The sequence below is a fragment of the Devosia ginsengisoli genome (assembly GCF_024707105.1).
Lineage (GTDB): Bacteria > Pseudomonadota > Alphaproteobacteria > Rhizobiales > Devosiaceae > Devosia > Devosia ginsengisoli_A.
On the sequence record NZ_JANQAJ010000006.1, the window covers coordinates 604820 to 622332 of the forward strand.

The window sequence follows — 17513 nt, forward strand, 5'->3', positions numbered from 1 at the left end:
CACCCCAACCTCTCCCCTGAGGGGAGAGGGGCACCGGCGGTTGGTTCAGTTGATCAAACGAAGCGATTGACCAGGTTTTCCAGATATTCCTGGCGGCCGGAACGGGGCTGCGGGTTGATGTTCTCGGCATGAACCCTGTCGGCGATCTGCGCCAGGCTTAGCTGGCCGGCAAGGATGTCCTTGCCAATGCCGGAATTCCAGCCGGCATAGCGATCGTCCAGCAGCTTGTCGAACTCGCCGTCCTCGATGAGCGCCACTGCGCCCTTGAGGCCGCGGGCCAGGGTGTCGAGGCCCAGGATATGACCATGCAGCAGGTCCGCTGGGTCGAGTGACTGCCGGCGCACCTTGGCGTCGAAGTTGAAGCCGCCCTTGCCCAGCCCGCCCTGCTTGAGGATGTAATAGAAGGCCAGCGCCATTTCTCCCGCATTATTGGGGAAGTGGTCGGTATCCCAGCCCGACTGCAGGTCGTTGCGGTTGGCGTCCACCGAGCCGAGCATGCCCAGCGAGGAAGCGACCGCCAGTTCGTGTTCGAAGGAATGCCCGGCGAGGAAGGCGTGGCCGACCTCGATATTGCACTTCACATCCTTCTCGAGCCCGTATTTCTGCAGGAACCCATAAACGGTGGCGACATCGTAGTCGTATTGGTGCTTGGACGGCTCCTGCGGCTTGGGCTCGATCAGGATCTGGCCCTTGAAGCCGATCTTGCTGGCATGGTCGATGACGAGATGGAGGAAACGGGCCATCTGGTCCTGTTCCTGGCCGATCCTGGTGTTGAGCAAGGTTTCATAGCCCTCGCGACCGCCCCAGAGCACGTAGTTCTCGCCACCCAGTTCGTTGGTCAGCTCAAGCACCGACTTCACCTGGCCGGCGGCATAGGCGAAGACTTCCGGGTCCGGATTGGTGGCAGCGCCGGCCATGTAGCGGCGGTTGGAGAAGAGGTTTGCCGTGCCCCAGAGCAGCTTCTTGCCGCTCTTCTGCATGTTTGCAGCGATGATGTCGCCGATGACACGGAGATTCGTGTTGGATTCGGCCAGGGTCGCGCCTTCCGGGGCAATGTCGACGTCATGGAAGGCGAAGAACGGCACATCGATCAGGTCGAAGAACTCGAAAGCCACTTCGGCCTTGAGTTTTGCGCCTTCAAGGCCCTTGTCGAACCACGGACGATCGAAGGTGCGGCCGCCGAACGGGTCGCCGCCTTCCTGCGCGAAAGTGTGCCAATAGGCGATGGCGGGGCGGATATGGTCTTCCATCCGCTTGCCTGATATCACTTCGTCCTTGTTGTAGTGGCGATAGGCCAGCGGGTTCTTGCTCTGGGGGCCTTCATACTTGACCTGGTTCAGGCCCTTGAAAAAATCCGTCACTTACGTGCCTCCTCGATGGCAGGATAGAGCGCGCGATACCGCGCATATTGGTCGGAATAGGCACCCGACAGGTTCCTGTCGGGTGCGATGACAGTCTTGATGGGCGGCATGGTCATGACCGTTGCGGGACTGGCGCCCTCGGCAGCACAGAGGCCGAGCCGGGCAGCGCCGAGCGCGCCGCCGAAATCGCCATCCTCGGGGAGGGCGATTTCCATGTCGAGATTGGTGGCGATCATCCTGAGCCACAAAGCCGACTTGGAGCCGCCGCCGACGGCGAGCAGCCGGTCGATCTTCGTGCCGGCATCGTTGAGAACGCGCTGGCTGTCGCGGAAGGCGAAGGTCACGCCCTCCATCACCGCCTGGGCCAGCCGGGCCGGGTCGGACAGGTGGCTGAGGCCGACGAATGACCCGCGCGCATCGGCATTGTTATGCGGTGTGCGTTCGCCCGAGAGATAGGGGAGGAAGATTTCCTCGCCCGGCCCGGTGAATTGCGCCTCGGCGGCGCCGGAGAGGGTGGCCTGTTTCTGGCCGGTAATCCTGCTCAGCCAGTTGAGGCTGTCGGTGGCCGAGAGGATGACGCCCATCTGGTGCCAGGTCTCGGGAATGGCATGGCAGAAGGCGTGGACGGCCCCTTCCGTATTAGGGCTGAACCGCTCGTTGGAAACGAAGAGCACACCCGATGTGCCGAGCGAAACGAAGCCCTCGCCCGGCCGGATGGCGCCGATGCCGCAGGCGGAAGCGGCATTGTCGCCCGCCCCGCCGGCGATCACCACGAGGCCATCCATGCCCCAGCGCTGCGCCAGTTCGCGCTTGAGCGTGCCCGACACCGCCGAGCCCTCCACCAGCCGCGGCATATGCGAGCGGTCGAGGCCGGTCACGGCGAGCAGTTCGTCGGACCAGTCGCGCTTGCCGACATCGAGCCACAGCGTGCCCGCCGCGTCGGACATGTCTTCCACATATTCGCCCGATAGCAGCAGGCGCACATAGGCCTTGGGCAGGAGAACCTTGGCGATCCTGTCGTAAATATCAGGCTCGTGCTTGCGCAGCCAGGCGATCTTGGGGGCGGTGAAGCCGGGCATGGCGATATTGCCTGATATCCGGCGGAGCGATGGAAGCGCGGCTTCCATTTCCTGACATTCGGCGGCCGAGCGGCCATCATTCCAGAGAATGCAGGGGCGGAGCACTTCGTCATCCTTGCCCAGCAGGGTGGCGCCATGCATGTGGCCGGAAAGGCCGATGCCGCGCACCGAGGCCAGTTCGGACGGATGGGTCGCCTTGAGCTTGTCAACCGCCTCCAGCGTTGCCGTCCACCAATCGGCCGGGTTCTGCTCGGACCAGCCGGGATGCGGCCGCACCGGCTCGACCGCCGCAGCCGAGGCTTCGCCCAACACCCTTCCATGCTCGTCGATGACAAGCGCCTTGACGCCTGACGTGCCGATATCGATGCCGAGATAGGTCATGAGGCACGTACCTCATGGCGGGGAGCAGAAATCATCGGAACGTCCTCCCGGCCCGTTTTCGGGCCACGCCGGTGTGATGAGTGGCGCTTCTTAGCGCAGATTGTCGCGCAGGAAAATCCCGATTTCAATGGGGTCGGTCGCCGCCTTGCCGCTGCCGCCCAGCGCCAGGCTGCGCGCCGCGGCAATGGCCTCGCGGATTTCGCCATCGGGGTTCTGGTCCAGCACCACATCGATGGCGCCCGAGCGGAGGCCGCGCCGCGTCGGCTCGGTCAGCTCATGGGCGATGACGCGGATGGCGCCTGATCGGTTCGAGGCTTCCAGCGCCGCGACCAGCCCGGCATTGCCGGCGCCCAGATTATAGAGGCCGGCGAGATCGCCATGCCGTTCGAGCAGGTCGGCGACGATGGAATGGGTTTCGCTGCGCTCGTCATGGCCCTCGACGGGGCCGATAAGCTCGATGGCGGGAAATTCGGCCCCCAAAGCGGCGCGGAAGCCGGCCAGCCGGTCGGAATGGTCGCGCAGATGCAGCGAGCCGGCGATGACCGCCACCTTGCCGCCCTGGGGCAGGAAGCGGCCCATCAGCGATGCCGCGGTACGGCCGGCGGCTTCATTGTCGATGCCGATGAAATGGCGGCGCTGCGTGCCGGGCAGGTCGGAAACCAGCGTCATCACCACAATGCCGCGGCGCGTGGCGCTATCGACCGCCGCCTGCACGGAAGGCTCTTCGCCGGCGACGATGACGGCGCAATCGCAATGCCTGATATCGAGCGCGTCGAGGCTTCGCGCCAAGGCATGGGCGTCCAGCGCCTTGATACGGTGGGTTTCGATATGCATGCGATCGGCCAAGGCCGGGCCGACCCGCCGCGCGACCGCATCGGCAAGGCTCGCCATGAATTCGTTGGAGCCGTCGGGGATGATGAAGGTGAGCTTGAGATCACGGGCGCGGGCCAGCAGGGACGCGCTGAGATCACGCTGGAAACCGATTTCGGCAATGGCCGCCTCGACCTTTTCGGCGGTGGCGGCGCGGACGCCCGGCCTTCCATTGAGCACGCGATCGACCGTGGCGAGGGAAACGCCGGCCGCCCGCGCCACATCATGCACCGTCGCCCGGCGCCGCAACCCGATCTCGTTCACCCGAGGCTCCCTTATGCTGGTGCGAAGGATCGTCAGGCCGCGACAAAACGTCAAGTGCATCGTTGCAGGCGGGCGAGAAAGCAGGCTAAACGTGGCCCGCAAATTTCAGGGGACGGCTAATGGGTATCGCGGTAACGGCGTTCGGCGCGTTTGGGGGCAAAAGGGTGGATCAGTTCCGCCTGGTCAGCGATACCGGCGTTACGGTCGATCTCATTTCCTATGGCGTGGTGGTGCGCGACTGGCGCGTGCCGGTGGCGGGCGGCGAGCGCTCGGTGGTGCTGGGCTTCGACACGTTCGACGCCTATGCCGCCCACAGCCCGCATTTCGGCTCGCTGGCCGGGCGCGTGGCCAATCGCGTCAAGGGCGCCTCGTTCGAGCTCAACGGCAAGACCTACAAACTGACGGCCAATGCCGGCGACCTGCAACTGCATGGCGGCGAGGAAGGCCTGGGACGGCAGGTCTGGGACGGGCAGGTGGACGAGGCCAACAATGCCGTGCGCTTCACCCATTTCTCGCCCGATGGCGCCATGGGCTATCCCGGCAATGTCAATTTTTCGGCCACCTATACGCTGCGGGGCAATCGCCTGCGGCTGGAGCTGAGCGCCACGACCGACCAGCCGACGCCGATCAGCCTGGTGCAGCATCAATATTTCAACCTGGGCACGTCAGCCGATGTGCTGGACCACACGATCCAGGTCAATTCCAGCGCCTATACCGAGCTGGGCGAAGACCTGGCGCCGACCGGGGCCATCCTGCCGTCGCGGGGCACCGCCTACGACCTGCGCGCGCCCCGCAGCATGCGCGATGCGGCGGGCAAACCGGTCGACTACGATATCGGCATGGCGCTCGATACCGGCCGCAGCAATGCCGACCCGATTGCGACGGTGGTCTCGCCGGACAAGGACCTGACGCTGAAGCTGTGGAGCGACCGGCCGGGTGTGCAGGTCTATAATGGCGTGTGGACCGATATTCCGGTGCCGGGCCTCAACGGCAGGCACTATGGCAAGCATGCCGGCTTCTGCCTCGAGGATCAGGCCTTTGCCGATGCGGTGCACAATCCGCATTTCCCCAATATCATCCACTCGCCCGAACGGCCCTATCGCCATTGGTGCGAGTTCGAAATCGCCTGACGCCGGCCTCTACCAAGGCATTTACGACGCTCTGAGGCAGGGTGGTGGTGGCGCCATCCCACCCCCGATCTCATCCCGGCCTTGAGCCGGGACCCATCCCGAGATCACGCCACGGCCGCGAGGTAGTCGGACCAACACCCCACCCTCATTTCCTCCCCACAGAGGGGGAGTGTTTACATTGGACGCATGAGGCCAGTTACCCCTCTCCCCTCGTGGGAGAGGGTGGAAATCCGCGTTCAGCGGATTTCCGGGTGAGGGGGCTGCGCTATCCCATGCTTCATTGCCAGCGGACAGCTCAGCGCCCCCTCATCCGCCCTTCGGGCACCTTCTCCCACAAGGGGAGAAGGGGAAGTCCCAAGCGCTCGAGGTAAACACTCCCCAGTGAGGGGGTTGGCCGCAAGCCCCGACTTATCCATCTTATCCCCCTCCCCGAAACCTGCTGCATACTCCTGCCATCCCCGCCATTCACGCGGCCCCGACGCAGGGCCGGGCGGGGAGGCTGGAGACGGGGGCGCCCGTTTGGCCGGGCAGAAAGTCGGCAGCTGGGCTTGCGATATAGTCCCACCTGTGTCCGGACCCGGTGAGGAAACTCCAGACCCGTGATGGGCGGCCTGTGGCTCCCTGAGTTAGTAACTGGATCGAGTCAAAGGCCGCCCATCTCCCGTGAAAACCGCACTGCAGGCGGCGTTTTTGGCACGTCTGGCCATCGGAGAGGCTGCTGACGGGACCTGTCAGGGCCTTGATGCATTGTCTCTCCAATGACCCTGGAGAGACAGCATGACCTCCCTTCACCATTGCGATATCGGATGCCGAGCTGGCCGACCTCAAGGCGCGGCTGGCCGCGACCCGCTTTCCCCGGACGCTGGATGGCGTCGGCTGGGACTATGGCACCGAAGACCAATTCCTGCGCCGCTTCGTCGCCTACTGGGGCGAGCAGTATGACTGGCGCGCCGCCGAGGTCCGGCTCAATGCTTTCCCGCAATTCATCGAGGTGATCGACGGGGAAAGCGTGCATTTCGCGCATGTTCGCGGCCGGGGCGAGAGCAATGTGCCGCTGCTGCTGACCAATGGCTGGCCGAGCAATTTCGTCGAATTGCTGCCGCTGGTGCCGCTGCTGACCGAGCCGGTCGATGGTGTGGGTTTCGACGTGGTCATTCCTTCGCTGCCCGGCTACGGCTTTTCGGGGCAACCGACGAAACCGGGCATGAATCTGAGCAAAGTCGCCCCGCTCTGGGCCGAGCTGATGACGCGGCTCAACTACCCCAAATTCCTGATCTCGGGCTCGGATATGGGCGCAGGCGCTGAAATGGCGCTGGTGCGCGATTTTCCTGAACGGCTGATCGGGGCCCATTACGTCAATGTCTATTCCGGCTTTCCGCGACCCGAGCAGCCGACGCCGGAAGAACAGGCCTATTTCGGCACCGCGGATTACTGGGCCTTTGCCGAGGGCGCCTATGCCATGATCCAGGGCACCAAGCCGGCCACTCTGGCGGTGGGACTCAACGATTCCCCGGCCGGGCTGGCGAGCTGGGTGCTCGAAAAGTACCAGAAATGGGGCGATACCGGCGGCGACGTGCTCAACGCCTTCGAGCTGGACGATCTCTGCACAATCCTCTCGGTCTATTGGTTCACCCAGACGATCGGTTCCTCGGTGCGGCTCTACAAGGAGGCCTTTGCCGACACAGAACTGCCCAAAAAGGCGCCGAAACACGACGTACCGCACGCCATTCTGCTGCCACCGGCCGACAATCCGGCGCCGCGGGCCTGGGGCGAGCGGCATTTGTGGAACATCGTGCGCTGGACGGAACTGCCCTGCGGCGGCCATTTTCCGGCGCTCGAAATCCCCGAAACGCTAGCCCATGACATCCGTGCGTTCCATGGCCAGATCGCGTAGCGACAGCGCGCTTGGCTCCGGGGCGGGAATCTGGCATCCAGACCGGCCAGGGGAGAACGAAACATGGACAAAACCGAGCGCCTGTTTGCCGTCATGGATGCGCTGCGGCGCCATCGCCGGCCCGTCACGGCAGCTGCTTTGGCCGAGGAACAGGGCGTTTCCGTGCGTACGCTCTATCGCGACGTGCAGACGCTTATCGGGCTGGGCGCGCCTATCGATGGCGAAGCGGGGGTGGGCTATATGCTGAAACCCGGCTTCTTCCTGCCGCCGCTGATGTTCACGCCCGAGGAGCTGGAAGCGCTGGTGCTGGGCGCGCGCTGGGTCGGGGCGCAGCCCGATGACGGGCTGGGCGCGGCGGCGAAAAATGCGCTGGGCAAGATCGCCACCGCCTCGCCCGAGGACCTGCGCGACCGCATCAACGATACGGGCCTCTGGCCGGTGGCGGTGTGGAGCGCCAATTCACGGCAGCCCATGCCGATCCTGGGCCAGGTGCGCCAGGCCATGCGCACGGAAAAGGCGCTGCAGATTTCCTATGAGGACGAAGGTGGCAATCCGAGCGAGCGCGCCATCTGGCCGGTGCAACTGGCCTATTACGAAGGCAAGCAGGTGATCGCCGCCTGGTGCTGCCTGCGCACCGCCTTCCGCAATTTCCGCACCGACCGAATTGTCGAGCTGACCGTGACCGACCAACGCTATGGCAAGCGCCGCGCCGTGCTGGAGCGGGAATGGCGCGATAGCTGGCAACACGATCCGCGCTGGCAGGGCGGCTCTTAGATGTCGCGATCCTTCAGTAGACCTCATCCTGAGCCTGTCGAATGACGAGGTTGTGCCCTCGTGGTTCGACAGGCTCACCATAAGGTCTCAATGACTAAGACATCCGCGCATAGAGGCTTTCCGGCCTGATATCGTCATCCAGCCGGAAGCGATGATCGGCCGGGGGATGGGCGCGCTGGCCGCATTCGAGCCGCGGGCAGATGCGGCAGCCGACCCCGACCGGCACGAGCTGGCTGTCGCCCGTCAGGTCCATGCCGTCGGAATAGATCATTTCCCGCGCGTGATGGATCGAGCAGCCCAGCCCGATGGACATGTAGCGGCGCGGCGCATTGTAGCGGTGATCGCCCTTGGCGATGGTGCGGGCAATGCAGAAATAGCGCTGCCCGTCCGGCATCTGGCTGAGCTGGATATTGATCCGCTCGGGGCTCAGGAAGGCCGAATAGACATTCCAGCGCGGACAGGCGCCCGAATGGCGCGGAATGTGGATGCCGGACAGCGAGAAGCGCTTGGAAATATTGCCGGCGATATCGGTGCGGACCAGGTGCAGCGGAATGCCCGACGCGCCCTTGCGCTGTAGTGTCGTCATGCGGTGGCAGACCTGCTCGAAGCTGGCACCGAATCGGCGGGCGATGCGCTCGATATCGTAGCGATAATCGCGACAGGCGCGCAGGAAAGGCTCATAGGGCATGATGAGCGCGGCTGCAAAATAGGCCGAGAGGACATTGCGGGCCAGAGCCGGCGCATCGCCTTCCGGCAGGGTGGACTCGGCGATGATGGCGGCGATCTCGCTGCCGGCGGCCAATTGGCCGAGCTGGTGGGCCACCAGGAACAGAGCCGATTCAGCCGGCAGGATGTCTGACACCAGCAGGTGGCTGCGCCGCTGGTCGAGCTGGCGGGCGATGCCATGGGGCAGAGAAGCCAGCCGCACCTCCATGCCGAAGACGTTGAACAGGTAGGTCCGCAACCCGAAGTCGAAATTGTCGCCGGCATGGTCGATATCGGCGCGGATGCGCTCGGCCGCCGCCTCCAGATCAGGGAAATGATTGGCGTTTTCCTGCAGGAAATCGGAAATGGCGTCGGTGGCGAGATGGAAGGGTTCGGCTTCACCTGCGACAACGGGCGCCGGACCGGATTTGGCCACCAGCCGGTAACGGTCATAGAGCTTGAGAATGGCGCGGGCGGCGGCCGGATTGGCATGGGCCAGGTCGCGGATTTCCAGATTAGTGACGTCGCTATCGGCGAAGAGATCGTCGCCGAAGGCTTCCATCAGGTCGCCGACCAGCCGCCCTTCGTCGCCATCGACCAGTTCGCCCGGCTCGACGCCGAAATGGCCGGCAATGGAGAACAGCAGCGGCACCGTGACCTTGCGGCGGTTATGCTCGATGAGATTGAGGTAGCTGGCGGAAATGCCAAGCGCCTGGGCCAGGTCGGCCTGGGCGATCTTCTTCTGCCGCCTCAGCCGCTTGATGCGGCCGCCGATCTGCATGTCCTTGACATCGTTCATGCGTTCTCCTCCGGCATTTCTTGACAGACTTTACAAATCCACCGCTGAAACTTGACCACGCCTTTACAGCTTTACTGACCGCTATGCGCTTATTTCTTGCATCTTTGACGCGATTGTCAAATCTTTACATCAACGAAGTGAGGAGACTTTCGAATGAGCCCGTCCAGCAGCGAACGCGAGGAATACCTGACCATCATCGCCCCTACGGCGGGCGAAGCCATGGCGCAGTTCAAGGCACGGCACCTTGACGAACAGGGCTATGCCATTGCCGGCAAGATCGGCCGGCACCAGTTTTCGCTGGTGGGCGGCGAGGGCAGCACGGAGCTGTTCGCCGGCAGCGGCATGATCGCCGCGACCTTCAGCCGGAAGGTCGCCGGCTAACCAACTCCAAGTTTCACGTGAATCAGCGCCACCCGCTGCGGCGGGAGTGGCGAAGCCATGTCCCAAGGAGGAGACAGCAATGCTCGACAAGCCGATTTTCCCGACGCCCGACTATGCCCCCGATCGCTGGCGCAATATTGCCCGCACCTATAGCCAGGCCGATGTGGCGCGGCTCAGTGGTTCGCTGGCTATCCGCCATACGCTGGCGGAAAATGGCGCCAAGCGCCTGTGGGAATTGCTGCAGCGCGAGGATTTCGTACCGACCCTCGGCACGTTTACCGGCAACCAGGCGGTGCAGCAGGTCAAGGCCGGGCTCAAGGCCATCTATCTCAGTGGCTGGCAGGTGGCGGCCGACGCCAATTCGTCGGGCAATATGTATCCCGACCAGAGCCTTTATCCGGTCGACAGCGTGCCGTCGGTGGTCAAGCGCATCAACAAGGCCCTGCAGCGCGCCGACCAGATCCAGACCATGGAGCAGGCCGACGGCATCGCTACCACGGATCTCGATTTCTTCGTTCCCATCATCGCCGATGCCGAAGCCGGCTTTGGCGGGGCGCTCAACGTGTTCGAATTGATGAAGGCGATGATCGAAGCGGGTGCCGCCGCGGTGCATTTCGAGGACCAGCTCGCCTCGGAGAAGAAATGCGGCCATCTGGGTGGCAAGGTGCTGGTACCGACCAGCCAGTTCATCCGCACGCTCAACGCGGCGCGGCTGGCCGCCGATGTCATGGGCGTGCCGACGCTGATCATGGCGCGCACCGATGCCGAGGCGGCGCGGCTCATCACGTCGGATATCGACGAATACGATGCGCCCTTCGTCACCGGCGAGCGCACTGCCGAGGGTTTCTATCGGCTCAAGGGTGGGATCGAAGCGGCCATTGCCCGCGGCATTGCCTATGCGCCCTATGCCGACCTGATCTGGTGCGAGACATCGAAGCCCGATCTGGCCGAGGCGAAAAAATTCGCCGAAGCGGTGCGCAAGGTCCATCCCGAGCAGATGCTGGCCTATAATTGCTCTCCGAGCTTCAACTGGGCCAAGCATATGGATGAGGCCGCCATGGCCAGCTTCCAGCGCGAAATCGCCGCCATGGGCTACAAGTATCAGTTCATCACGCTGGCGGGCTTTCACAATCTCAGCCTCACCACGTTCGAACTGGCCCGCGCCTACAAGACAGACGGCATGGCCGGCTATAGCAGGCTGCAACAGGCCGAATTCGCCGCCGAGCCGCATGGCTTTTCGGCGGTGCGCCACCAGCGCGAAGTGGGGACCAGCTATTTCGACGCCGTGTCACTGGCCGTGAGCGAAGGCAAGAGCGCCACGACCGCCATGGGCGAAAGCACGGAGACAGCGCAGTTCCACTAAGGAAATCGAGCGTTCCCTGGGGGGATCGTCCTCCCTCGATGTCATCCCCGCGAAAGCGGGGACCCAGCCTGAGATCGTGCCTCAACCACGATCTCAGGACAGGCCCCAGCGCAAGGCCGGGGTGACACCGCGGGGTGGCGATTACGGTGAAAGACGGACATCTAGCCCGCAGGCAGCAGCAGACCGAGCCAGCCAAAGGTCAAAGCGGCCAGGCCCAGCGTATGGACCAGTGCAATGACCCAGGTGGTGGCGACGAAGCGTGGCTTGACCGTCTTGTGGCGATAGACTTCCTGGGCGGCCAGGCCGCCGATAATGCCGAAGGCCATGTCCACGACATGCAGGTTGTTCTCACTGACGCGATATTTTCCCGTCAGCGCATAGAGCTTGTCGAAGCGATAGAGCAGGGCCGATCCGGCGCCCATGGCGGCATAGAGCAGGCCGATCCATTCCGGCGCCCGTCCCGCGCCGATGGCCCCGAGAATCAACAGGGTCATCAAGGTCGCCGCGGCAGTGCGCAGGCCCAGCTTGAAGCGGGAAACATTGCCTGGCGCCTGCTTGACCTCGCGCAGGGTAGCCTGGGGCGCCGGGCTGGCGGTGGTGATGCTGACATCGATGGCGGAGGGGCGACCCTTGCGGCCAGTGGCGATCTCGAAGCTCAGCCGATCGCCGATGCGCGGCCGGCTACCGGCGGCGACCTTGGAAATGTGCACGTAATAGTCCCGCCCCGCATCATCGCGGACGAAGCCGTAGCCGCCCTTGTTGTTCCACTGAACCAGTTCGCCCGATCTGCGCATCACTATCCTGCCGGCCTATCAGCATGACCAATATTCCCGCTTCGTTAACGGGTCCTGATCGTGCAAATAAGCGGTTGATCGTCAAACGACGATGGAGGTAACCTGTCACATTGCCGATCAATTATGCTGCTGCCATGTCCGCGTCCGCCAAGCGTTTCGTCACCAGTCAGTTGAACAATATCGGGGTCACCCTCAATGGCACCGATCCTTGGGATCCGCAGATCCATGACGATCGCCTGTGGGCCCGCCTGCTGCGCGATGGCACGCTGGGGCTGGGCGAAAGCTATATGGATGGCTGGTGGGATGCCGAGGCGCTCGACCAGTTCCTGTTCCGCCTGATCAGCGCCAATGTGCAGGACGCTTTCCCCAAGGACCTTGCCGTGATGTGGAGCGTGGCCAAGGGGCGGCTGCTCAACCTGCAGCGCCTGCGGGTGACCGAGGTGGGCGAGAAGCATTATGACATCGGCAATGATCTCTATGCCGCCATGCTCGACCGGCGGATGATCTATTCCTGCGGCTATTGGAAAGATGCCACCGATCTCGACGCGGCCCAGGAGGCCAAGCTCGACCTCATCTGCCGCAAGATCGGGCTGGCGCCCGGCATGCGCATTCTCGATATCGGCTCGGGCTGGGGCGGTTTCCTGCAATTTGCCGCCGAACGCTATGGCGTATCGGGGCTGGGCGTCACCGTCAGCAAGGAGCAGGCGGCCTTGGCCAATGAAAGAGCCAAAGACTTGCCGGTCGAAACCAGGCTGCTCGACTATCAGGCACTGGACGGGCAGTTCGACCGCATCATCTCGATCGGCATGTTCGAGCATGTCGGCTACAAGAATTATCGCGCCTATTTCGAGAAGGCCGCCAGCCTGCTCAAGCCGGACGGGCTCTTCCTGCTGCACAGCATTGGGGGGCACACATCGACCACGCATGGCGACCCATGGAGCGAAAAATACATCTTTCCCAATGGCATGCTGCCCTCCATCGCGCAGATCGGCAAAGCCATAGAGGGCCTGTTCGTCATGGAGGACTGGCACAATTTCGGCGCCGATTATGACCGCACGTTGATGGCCTGGCGCGATCGCTTCGACGCCGCCTGGCCCAGGCTCGAAAGCGAGAAATATGACGCGCGCTTCCGGCGCATGTGGCGCTATTACCTATCCGTCTTCGCTGCCCTGTTCCGCGCTCGCAATATCAGCTTGTGGCAGGTGGTGCTGTCACCGGGCGGCGTGCCAGGCGGCTATCAAAGCATCCGCTGACCCGGATTCACGTGAAACACTTATCCACAGGCTTATGCACAGGGTGCCGCCTAGCCGGTCCCCACAGGCGCGCCGCCCAAGCCGATCTCGTTGCCGTCAGGATCGCGGTAGAGCGCTTTGCGGACGCCATTGCGATAGGTCAGCCGCTCCGTCGGCTCGATACCGCGCTCGGCAATCTGCTCTACGCGGATATCGAAATCATCGACGAAAATGGTGACGATCGAATGCCCGGCGTGACCGGGCTTCTCCTCGATGGCAATGCAGCGATGCTCGGCCAGTTCCGCCTCGGTCGCGGAGGTCACGAAGCTGGGCTCGGAGCCCAATAGACGCGCATACCACGACGTGGCCGCCCGGATGTCGCGAACATAGATGCCGGCATATAAATCGACTGCCATGAGCCGCTCCTTCAGGCCGCCCCGAAATTGAGCCGATAGCTCAACGCTTCGGCGATATGCGGGCGGCCGACGCGTTCGACTCCGGCGAGGTCGGCCAGGGTGCGGGCGACCTTGAGTACGCGATGATAGGCGCGGGCCGAGAGGTTGAAGCGCTCGGCCGCCTGCAGCAGCAGGGCCTGGCTTTCCTTGTCGGGATTGACCACCGCCTCGATCAGCGTCGAACTTGCCGCCGCATTGGTGAACACGTCCGGCGCGCCATGTTCAGCAAAGCGCTGCCGCTGCCTCTGGCGGGCGCGGGCCACGCGTTCGGCAACGGCTGCCGAACTTTCGGCCGCCGCCGATGGCGCGATCATGTCGGCGGCGGTCACAGCCGGCACGTCGATGCGGATATCGATGCGGTCGAGGAAAGGCCCGGATACGCGGGACTGATAGTCGTCGGCGCAGGCCTTGCCACGGCGGCAGATATGGCCGGGCGTACCGGCCAGCCCGCATTTGCAGGGATTCATCGCCGCGATAAGCTGGACGCGGCTGGGGTAGCTGACCCGCGCATTGGCGCGGGCGATGACGGTTTCGCCTGATTCCAGCGGCTGGCGCAGGCTGTCGAGCACGCTGGGGGCGAATTCGGGCAATTCGTCGAGGAATAGCACGCCATTATGCGCCAGGCTTACCTCGCCCGGCCGCACCCGCAGGCCACCGCCCACCAGGGCTGCCATGGAAGCGGAATGGTGTGGCGCGCGGAAGGGACGGCGATCGGAAATTGCCCCGCCGGCCAGCTCACCGGCAATGGATTGGATCATCGAGATATCGAGCAGTTCGCGCGGCTCGAGCGGCGGCAGGATGGAGGGGAGGCGCGCCGCCAACATGGACTTGCCAGCACCGGGCGGGCCGACCATGAGCATGTTGTGGCCCCCGGCCGCCGCCACTTCCAGCGCGCGGCGGGCCACCTGCTGGCCACGGATATCGGCCAGGTCGGGCAAGCCGCCCTGCGGCAGGTATTTGCTGGGCACGGGCCGGGCCGCAAGCTGGTGGCCGGTCAGGTGATTGGCGATGGCGAGCAGGCTTTCGGCCGCCACGATATCGAGCCCGTCGCCGGCCCAGGCCGCTTCGGCACCCGAAGGTTCGGCGCAGATCAGGCCCAGATTGCGCGCCTGTGCGGCGATGGCGGCCGGCAATATGCCGCCGACATGGGCCAGGCGCCCGTCGAGCCCCAATTCGCCCAGAGCCAGATAACCATCGAGCGCGTCCTGCGGAATGGCGCCGATGGCGGCCATGACGCCCAGCGCGATGGGCAGGTCGTAATGGCTGCCCTCCTTGGGCAGGTCGGCCGGCGCCAGATTGACGGTGATGCGCTTGGGCGGCAGGCCCAGGCCCGAGGCGACCAAAGCGGCACGCACGCGCTCGCCCGATTCATTGACGGCCTTGTCGGGCAGGCCAACCAGGATGAATTTCGGAAAGCCCGGTGTGATCTGCACCTGCACATCGACCGGCACAGCCTCGATGCCCTGAAACGCCACTGTCGCTACACGGGTGACCATCGCCCAATGCCCCAAGCCCTGGGGACAGCTTAGCAAGGCACGTGTCGGATAACAAGAACGTAAAGCGAACGAATTATGGCCTGTTAACCACGCCGCTTGCCACACTGGTAAACCTAATCTGGCGTTAACCGGTCCATGTTGAATCAAAGGCTCAGTTTCGTCATGCGTAGAGTTCTGTCCCGATGCTTGCCAGCCGGCCTTTTCCCTCGTTTTCCGCGATCGCAAAGGGCGCTGCTTCGGCCATGCTGGCGGCTTTGCTGGTAGCCTGTTCGTCGGGTGGCGGGCTTTATGGCCCCATCCAGGGCGACAACCGGCCCCATTCGGGGGTGGACCGGGCGCGCAATATGCCGATCCAGGGGATCGACGTGGCGCGCTACCAGGAAAACGTGGATTTCCGCTCCGCCTTCCAGAGCGGCATCCACTTCGTCTTCATGAAGGCCACCGAGGGCAAGGACTATCTCGACCCCAATTTCCGCACCAACTGGGTGCGGGCGCGCGATGCCGGCATGCCGCGCGGTGCCTATCACTTCATGACCTGGTGTTCGCTGGCCTCGGAGCAGGCGGCCTGGTTCGTGCAGAATGTGCCCAACGATTTCGACGCGCTGCCGCCGGTACTCGATCTCGAATGGAACAACCATTCGAGCTGCAAGAACAAGCCGAGCCGGGCCGATGCGCTGGAAAAGATCCGCTACATGCTCGATGCGATGGAGCGCCATACCGGCAAGCTTCCCATCATCTATACCGACATGACCTTCCACCGCGACATTCTGCAAGGCGAGTATTTCCCCAATGCCTTCTGGCTGCGCTCGACCGCGGCCGAGCCGCATGAGCGCTATGGCAACCGCACCTGGACCTTCTGGCAGTGGACGCAGACCGGCGTGGTCCGCGGCGTGCGTGGGGAGGTCGACCGCAATGCCTTCTACGGCAACCAGAATGACTGGATCACCTTCCTGCTGACTGGCTGCGATCCGCGCGCCATTGCCTCGCTGGGGCCGACCGGGCGGTGCCAGTCGGCCAAATAGCGAAGCTTGTTGTCACGTTTCCGAACCGCAAAGCCGGCAGCCACTTTTGCTGAAAATCTCTACTGCCCGCGCCACATCCGGGCGCGGCCATAATCGACGATCTCGGCATCGGCCTCCGGCTGGTAGAGAACCGCGCTGACGATGATGGGCCCCTGTTCCGCATCATAGGTGAATTCCTGCTCGTCGCGCATGCCCAGCAGGGCCAGGCCGTAGAGCGAGCGAAGCGAGACGGTCTGCCCGATGACTTCGCGGGCCGCCCCCAGCACCAGGCGATGCTCGAGCCAGCGGCCATCGCCGACGCGATAGCGCACCTGGCTGTTCATGGTGACCACGCCCGGATCGATCCGCTCGGAATCGACGATATCGGCCTGCACCAGCTTGTGCCGCAGCAGGTCGAAATAGCCGCGCTCTCCAGAGGGACGCGCCATGGCGATGCCGCGCAGAATGGCATAGTCCCGATCGGTCATGACGAACTGGGGCAAGTCCGACATTGTGTTGAAGCTCCTTGTCACCGGAATGGGGAAGAAGGGCGCCGAACCGACGGCACGGCGCCATGGTCCGGTCAGGGCTTGGACGAGCCCAGGGCGGTCAGGATGCGGGCGCGGTCTTCGAGCGCACGCAGGCGGATAGTCATGGTTTCGGTCTTGATCGGGGTCTGCGGAGGCAGGCGATATTCAAGGCCCGGCAGGGTCGCAGTGGCCCAGTCGGTGAAGCGCTGCAGCTTGTGGCTGCCGCTGATGGGAAGGGTCAGGGAATATTTGAACGTCATGGTGATTTTGTCCGAGCACGCGCATCGCCGCGGCCGGCTTCCATGGGAAACAGACGCATAGGCGATGACAGGTCACCCGCTTGCGCGGGTTAGAGATCAGCGGGGAATGGGGAGATTAGCCTGGCCCGGCCCTTGCAGAAGCAGGTCGCCGAACCAGGTCAAACGCCTCGAAGGAGGCGAAACCGGTGATGCGGGCGTTGATCGGAAAAAGATGCGCACATGCTCACTATCAAAGCAGAACCCGCCGGAAAGTCAAATCGGGTGCCGATACCAGCGGGTTCGGCTTGCCAGTATCAGGGGGCAGAGCTAGCCTTTGCGCGTTACGAACCGGGTGAATGCCCCCAGGAGGATGGAATGGCCAAAGGTCAGATGCGTAGCAACAAGGAAGCCAAGAAGCCCAAGAAGGACAAGCTGGCCGCCGCCAAGCCGGTAACCGGCCTGGGCGCTGGCAGCGCCGGCAACGCTGCCAAGAAATAGGCTCCGGTCACCAGAGCGTTTTCCGCAAAAGTGGGTCCGGAAAACGCGATGGAGTACGCCTGAATGGGCGGCCGGCTGGTGCGGGCCGCCTTTGCTTTGCCCAATGCGCTAAAGGGAAGTAGCCTCGATCGGCAACAGGACTTCGGAGCGGGCGACAGTGGTCTGGGCCGAGCTGGCGGCCAGCATGGCCAGGATCATCAGGGCGATTGCAGTGGCGACGCGCATGGAATCAGGGTCCTCGGACAGAGGGGTCTGAGGCATTCAGAT

At 63.8% G+C, this 17513-nt stretch carries 18 protein-coding genes; 8 read left to right on the forward strand and 10 right to left on the reverse strand.

Translation table 11 applies throughout. The features are described from left to right. Positions 1 to 53: 53 nt before the first annotated feature. The 3 genes from xylA to NVV79_RS06725 form a co-directional block, all read right to left on the reverse strand. Entirely contained in the window at positions 54 to 1361 is a 1308-nt protein-coding gene (xylA, locus tag NVV79_RS06715) for a xylose isomerase (protein ID WP_303987426.1), read from the reverse strand. Next, entirely contained in the window at positions 1358 to 2821 is a 1464-nt protein-coding gene (gene xylB, locus NVV79_RS06720) for a xylulokinase (RefSeq protein ID WP_303987428.1), read from the reverse strand. Before xylB ends, xylA begins: the two co-directional genes overlap by 4 nt. A gap of 90 nt (positions 2822 to 2911) precedes the next feature. Then, a complete protein-coding gene (locus tag NVV79_RS06725) occupies positions 2912 to 3955 on the reverse strand; it encodes a LacI family DNA-binding transcriptional regulator (RefSeq protein WP_303987430.1) in 1044 nt (347 codons plus the stop codon). Between the two features lie 119 nt (positions 3956 to 4074). Between NVV79_RS06725 and NVV79_RS06730 the strand changes: the two genes are divergently transcribed. The 3 genes from NVV79_RS06730 to NVV79_RS06740 all read left to right on the forward strand — a co-directional run bounded on the left by NVV79_RS06730 (position 4075) and on the right by NVV79_RS06740 (position 7753). After that, on the forward strand, positions 4075 to 5085 hold the full coding sequence (locus tag NVV79_RS06730; RefSeq protein WP_303987432.1) for an aldose epimerase family protein: 1011 nt from the start codon (positions 4075 to 4077) through the stop codon (positions 5083 to 5085). A gap of 793 nt (positions 5086 to 5878) precedes the next feature. After that, positions 5879 to 6979, forward strand: a complete 1101-nt coding sequence (locus NVV79_RS06735) for an epoxide hydrolase family protein (protein WP_303988344.1) — start codon at positions 5879 to 5881, stop codon at positions 6977 to 6979. 63 nt (positions 6980 to 7042) lie between these two features. Then, positions 7043 to 7753 carry a YafY family protein gene (locus NVV79_RS06740; protein WP_303987434.1) on the forward strand — a complete coding sequence of 237 codons (711 nt, stop codon included), beginning with the start codon at positions 7043 to 7045 and terminating at the stop codon, positions 7751 to 7753. Positions 7754 to 7847: 94 nt separating this feature from the next. On the opposite strand, the gene NVV79_RS06745 is transcribed toward NVV79_RS06740, so the two are convergent. Beyond that, a complete protein-coding gene (locus tag NVV79_RS06745; RefSeq protein WP_303987437.1) occupies positions 7848 to 9257 on the reverse strand; it encodes a short-chain fatty acyl-CoA regulator family protein in 1410 nt (469 codons plus the stop codon). Positions 9258 to 9410: 153 nt separating this feature from the next. Between NVV79_RS06745 and NVV79_RS06750 the strand changes: the two genes are divergently transcribed. Both NVV79_RS06750 and aceA read left to right on the forward strand, forming a co-directional pair. Further along, positions 9411 to 9638 (forward strand): hypothetical protein, encoded by a 228-nt coding sequence (locus NVV79_RS06750; RefSeq protein WP_303987438.1) that lies wholly within the window; start codon positions 9411 to 9413, stop codon positions 9636 to 9638. A gap of 79 nt (positions 9639 to 9717) precedes the next feature. After that, positions 9718 to 11001, forward strand: coding sequence for an isocitrate lyase (gene aceA, locus NVV79_RS06755; RefSeq protein WP_303987440.1), 1284 nt, complete (start codon positions 9718 to 9720; stop codon positions 10999 to 11001). A 161-nt stretch (positions 11002 to 11162) separates the two neighbouring features. On the opposite strand, the gene NVV79_RS06760 is transcribed toward aceA, so the two are convergent. Continuing rightward, positions 11163 to 11795 (reverse strand): DUF1294 domain-containing protein, encoded by a 633-nt coding sequence (locus NVV79_RS06760; RefSeq protein WP_303987442.1) that lies wholly within the window; start codon positions 11793 to 11795, stop codon positions 11163 to 11165. Between the two features lie 134 nt (positions 11796 to 11929). On the opposite strand from NVV79_RS06760, the gene cfa reads away from it, so the two are divergent. Further along, a complete protein-coding gene (cfa, locus tag NVV79_RS06765) occupies positions 11930 to 13048 on the forward strand; it encodes a cyclopropane fatty acyl phospholipid synthase (protein ID WP_303987444.1) in 1119 nt (372 codons plus the stop codon). Between the two features lie 50 nt (positions 13049 to 13098). Here the strand turns inward: cfa and NVV79_RS06770 are convergent, their stop codons facing one another. Beyond that, positions 13099 to 13443, reverse strand: coding sequence for a VOC family protein (locus tag NVV79_RS06770; protein WP_303987446.1), 345 nt, complete (start codon positions 13441 to 13443; stop codon positions 13099 to 13101). Positions 13444 to 13454: 11 nt separating this feature from the next. Further along, on the reverse strand, positions 13455 to 14978 hold the full coding sequence (locus NVV79_RS06775) for a YifB family Mg chelatase-like AAA ATPase (protein ID WP_303987448.1): 1524 nt from the start codon (positions 14976 to 14978) through the stop codon (positions 13455 to 13457). Positions 14979 to 15160: 182 nt separating this feature from the next. On the opposite strand from NVV79_RS06775, the gene NVV79_RS06780 reads away from it, so the two are divergent. After that, positions 15161 to 16000: a GH25 family lysozyme gene (locus tag NVV79_RS06780; RefSeq protein WP_303987450.1), complete on the forward strand. Its 840-nt coding sequence runs from the start codon at positions 15161 to 15163 to the stop codon at positions 15998 to 16000. A gap of 59 nt (positions 16001 to 16059) precedes the next feature. On the opposite strand, the gene NVV79_RS06785 is transcribed toward NVV79_RS06780, so the two are convergent. Continuing rightward, positions 16060 to 16491, reverse strand: coding sequence for a hypothetical protein (locus NVV79_RS06785; RefSeq protein WP_303987452.1), 432 nt, complete (start codon positions 16489 to 16491; stop codon positions 16060 to 16062). A gap of 71 nt (positions 16492 to 16562) precedes the next feature. Then, positions 16563 to 16769: a hypothetical protein gene (locus NVV79_RS06790; RefSeq protein WP_303987455.1), complete on the reverse strand. Its 207-nt coding sequence runs from the start codon at positions 16767 to 16769 to the stop codon at positions 16563 to 16565. Between the two features lie 354 nt (positions 16770 to 17123). Between NVV79_RS06790 and NVV79_RS06795 the strand changes: the two genes are divergently transcribed. Further along, the gene (locus tag NVV79_RS06795; protein ID WP_303987457.1) at positions 17124 to 17246 is read left to right on the forward strand and encodes a hypothetical protein; all 123 of its coding nucleotides are present in this window, start codon (positions 17124 to 17126) and stop codon (positions 17244 to 17246) included. Between the two features lie 108 nt (positions 17247 to 17354). On the opposite strand, the gene NVV79_RS06800 is transcribed toward NVV79_RS06795, so the two are convergent. Then, positions 17355 to 17507, reverse strand: a complete 153-nt coding sequence (locus NVV79_RS06800; RefSeq protein ID WP_303987459.1) for a hypothetical protein — start codon at positions 17505 to 17507, stop codon at positions 17355 to 17357. Positions 17508 to 17513 lie beyond the last annotated feature (6 nt).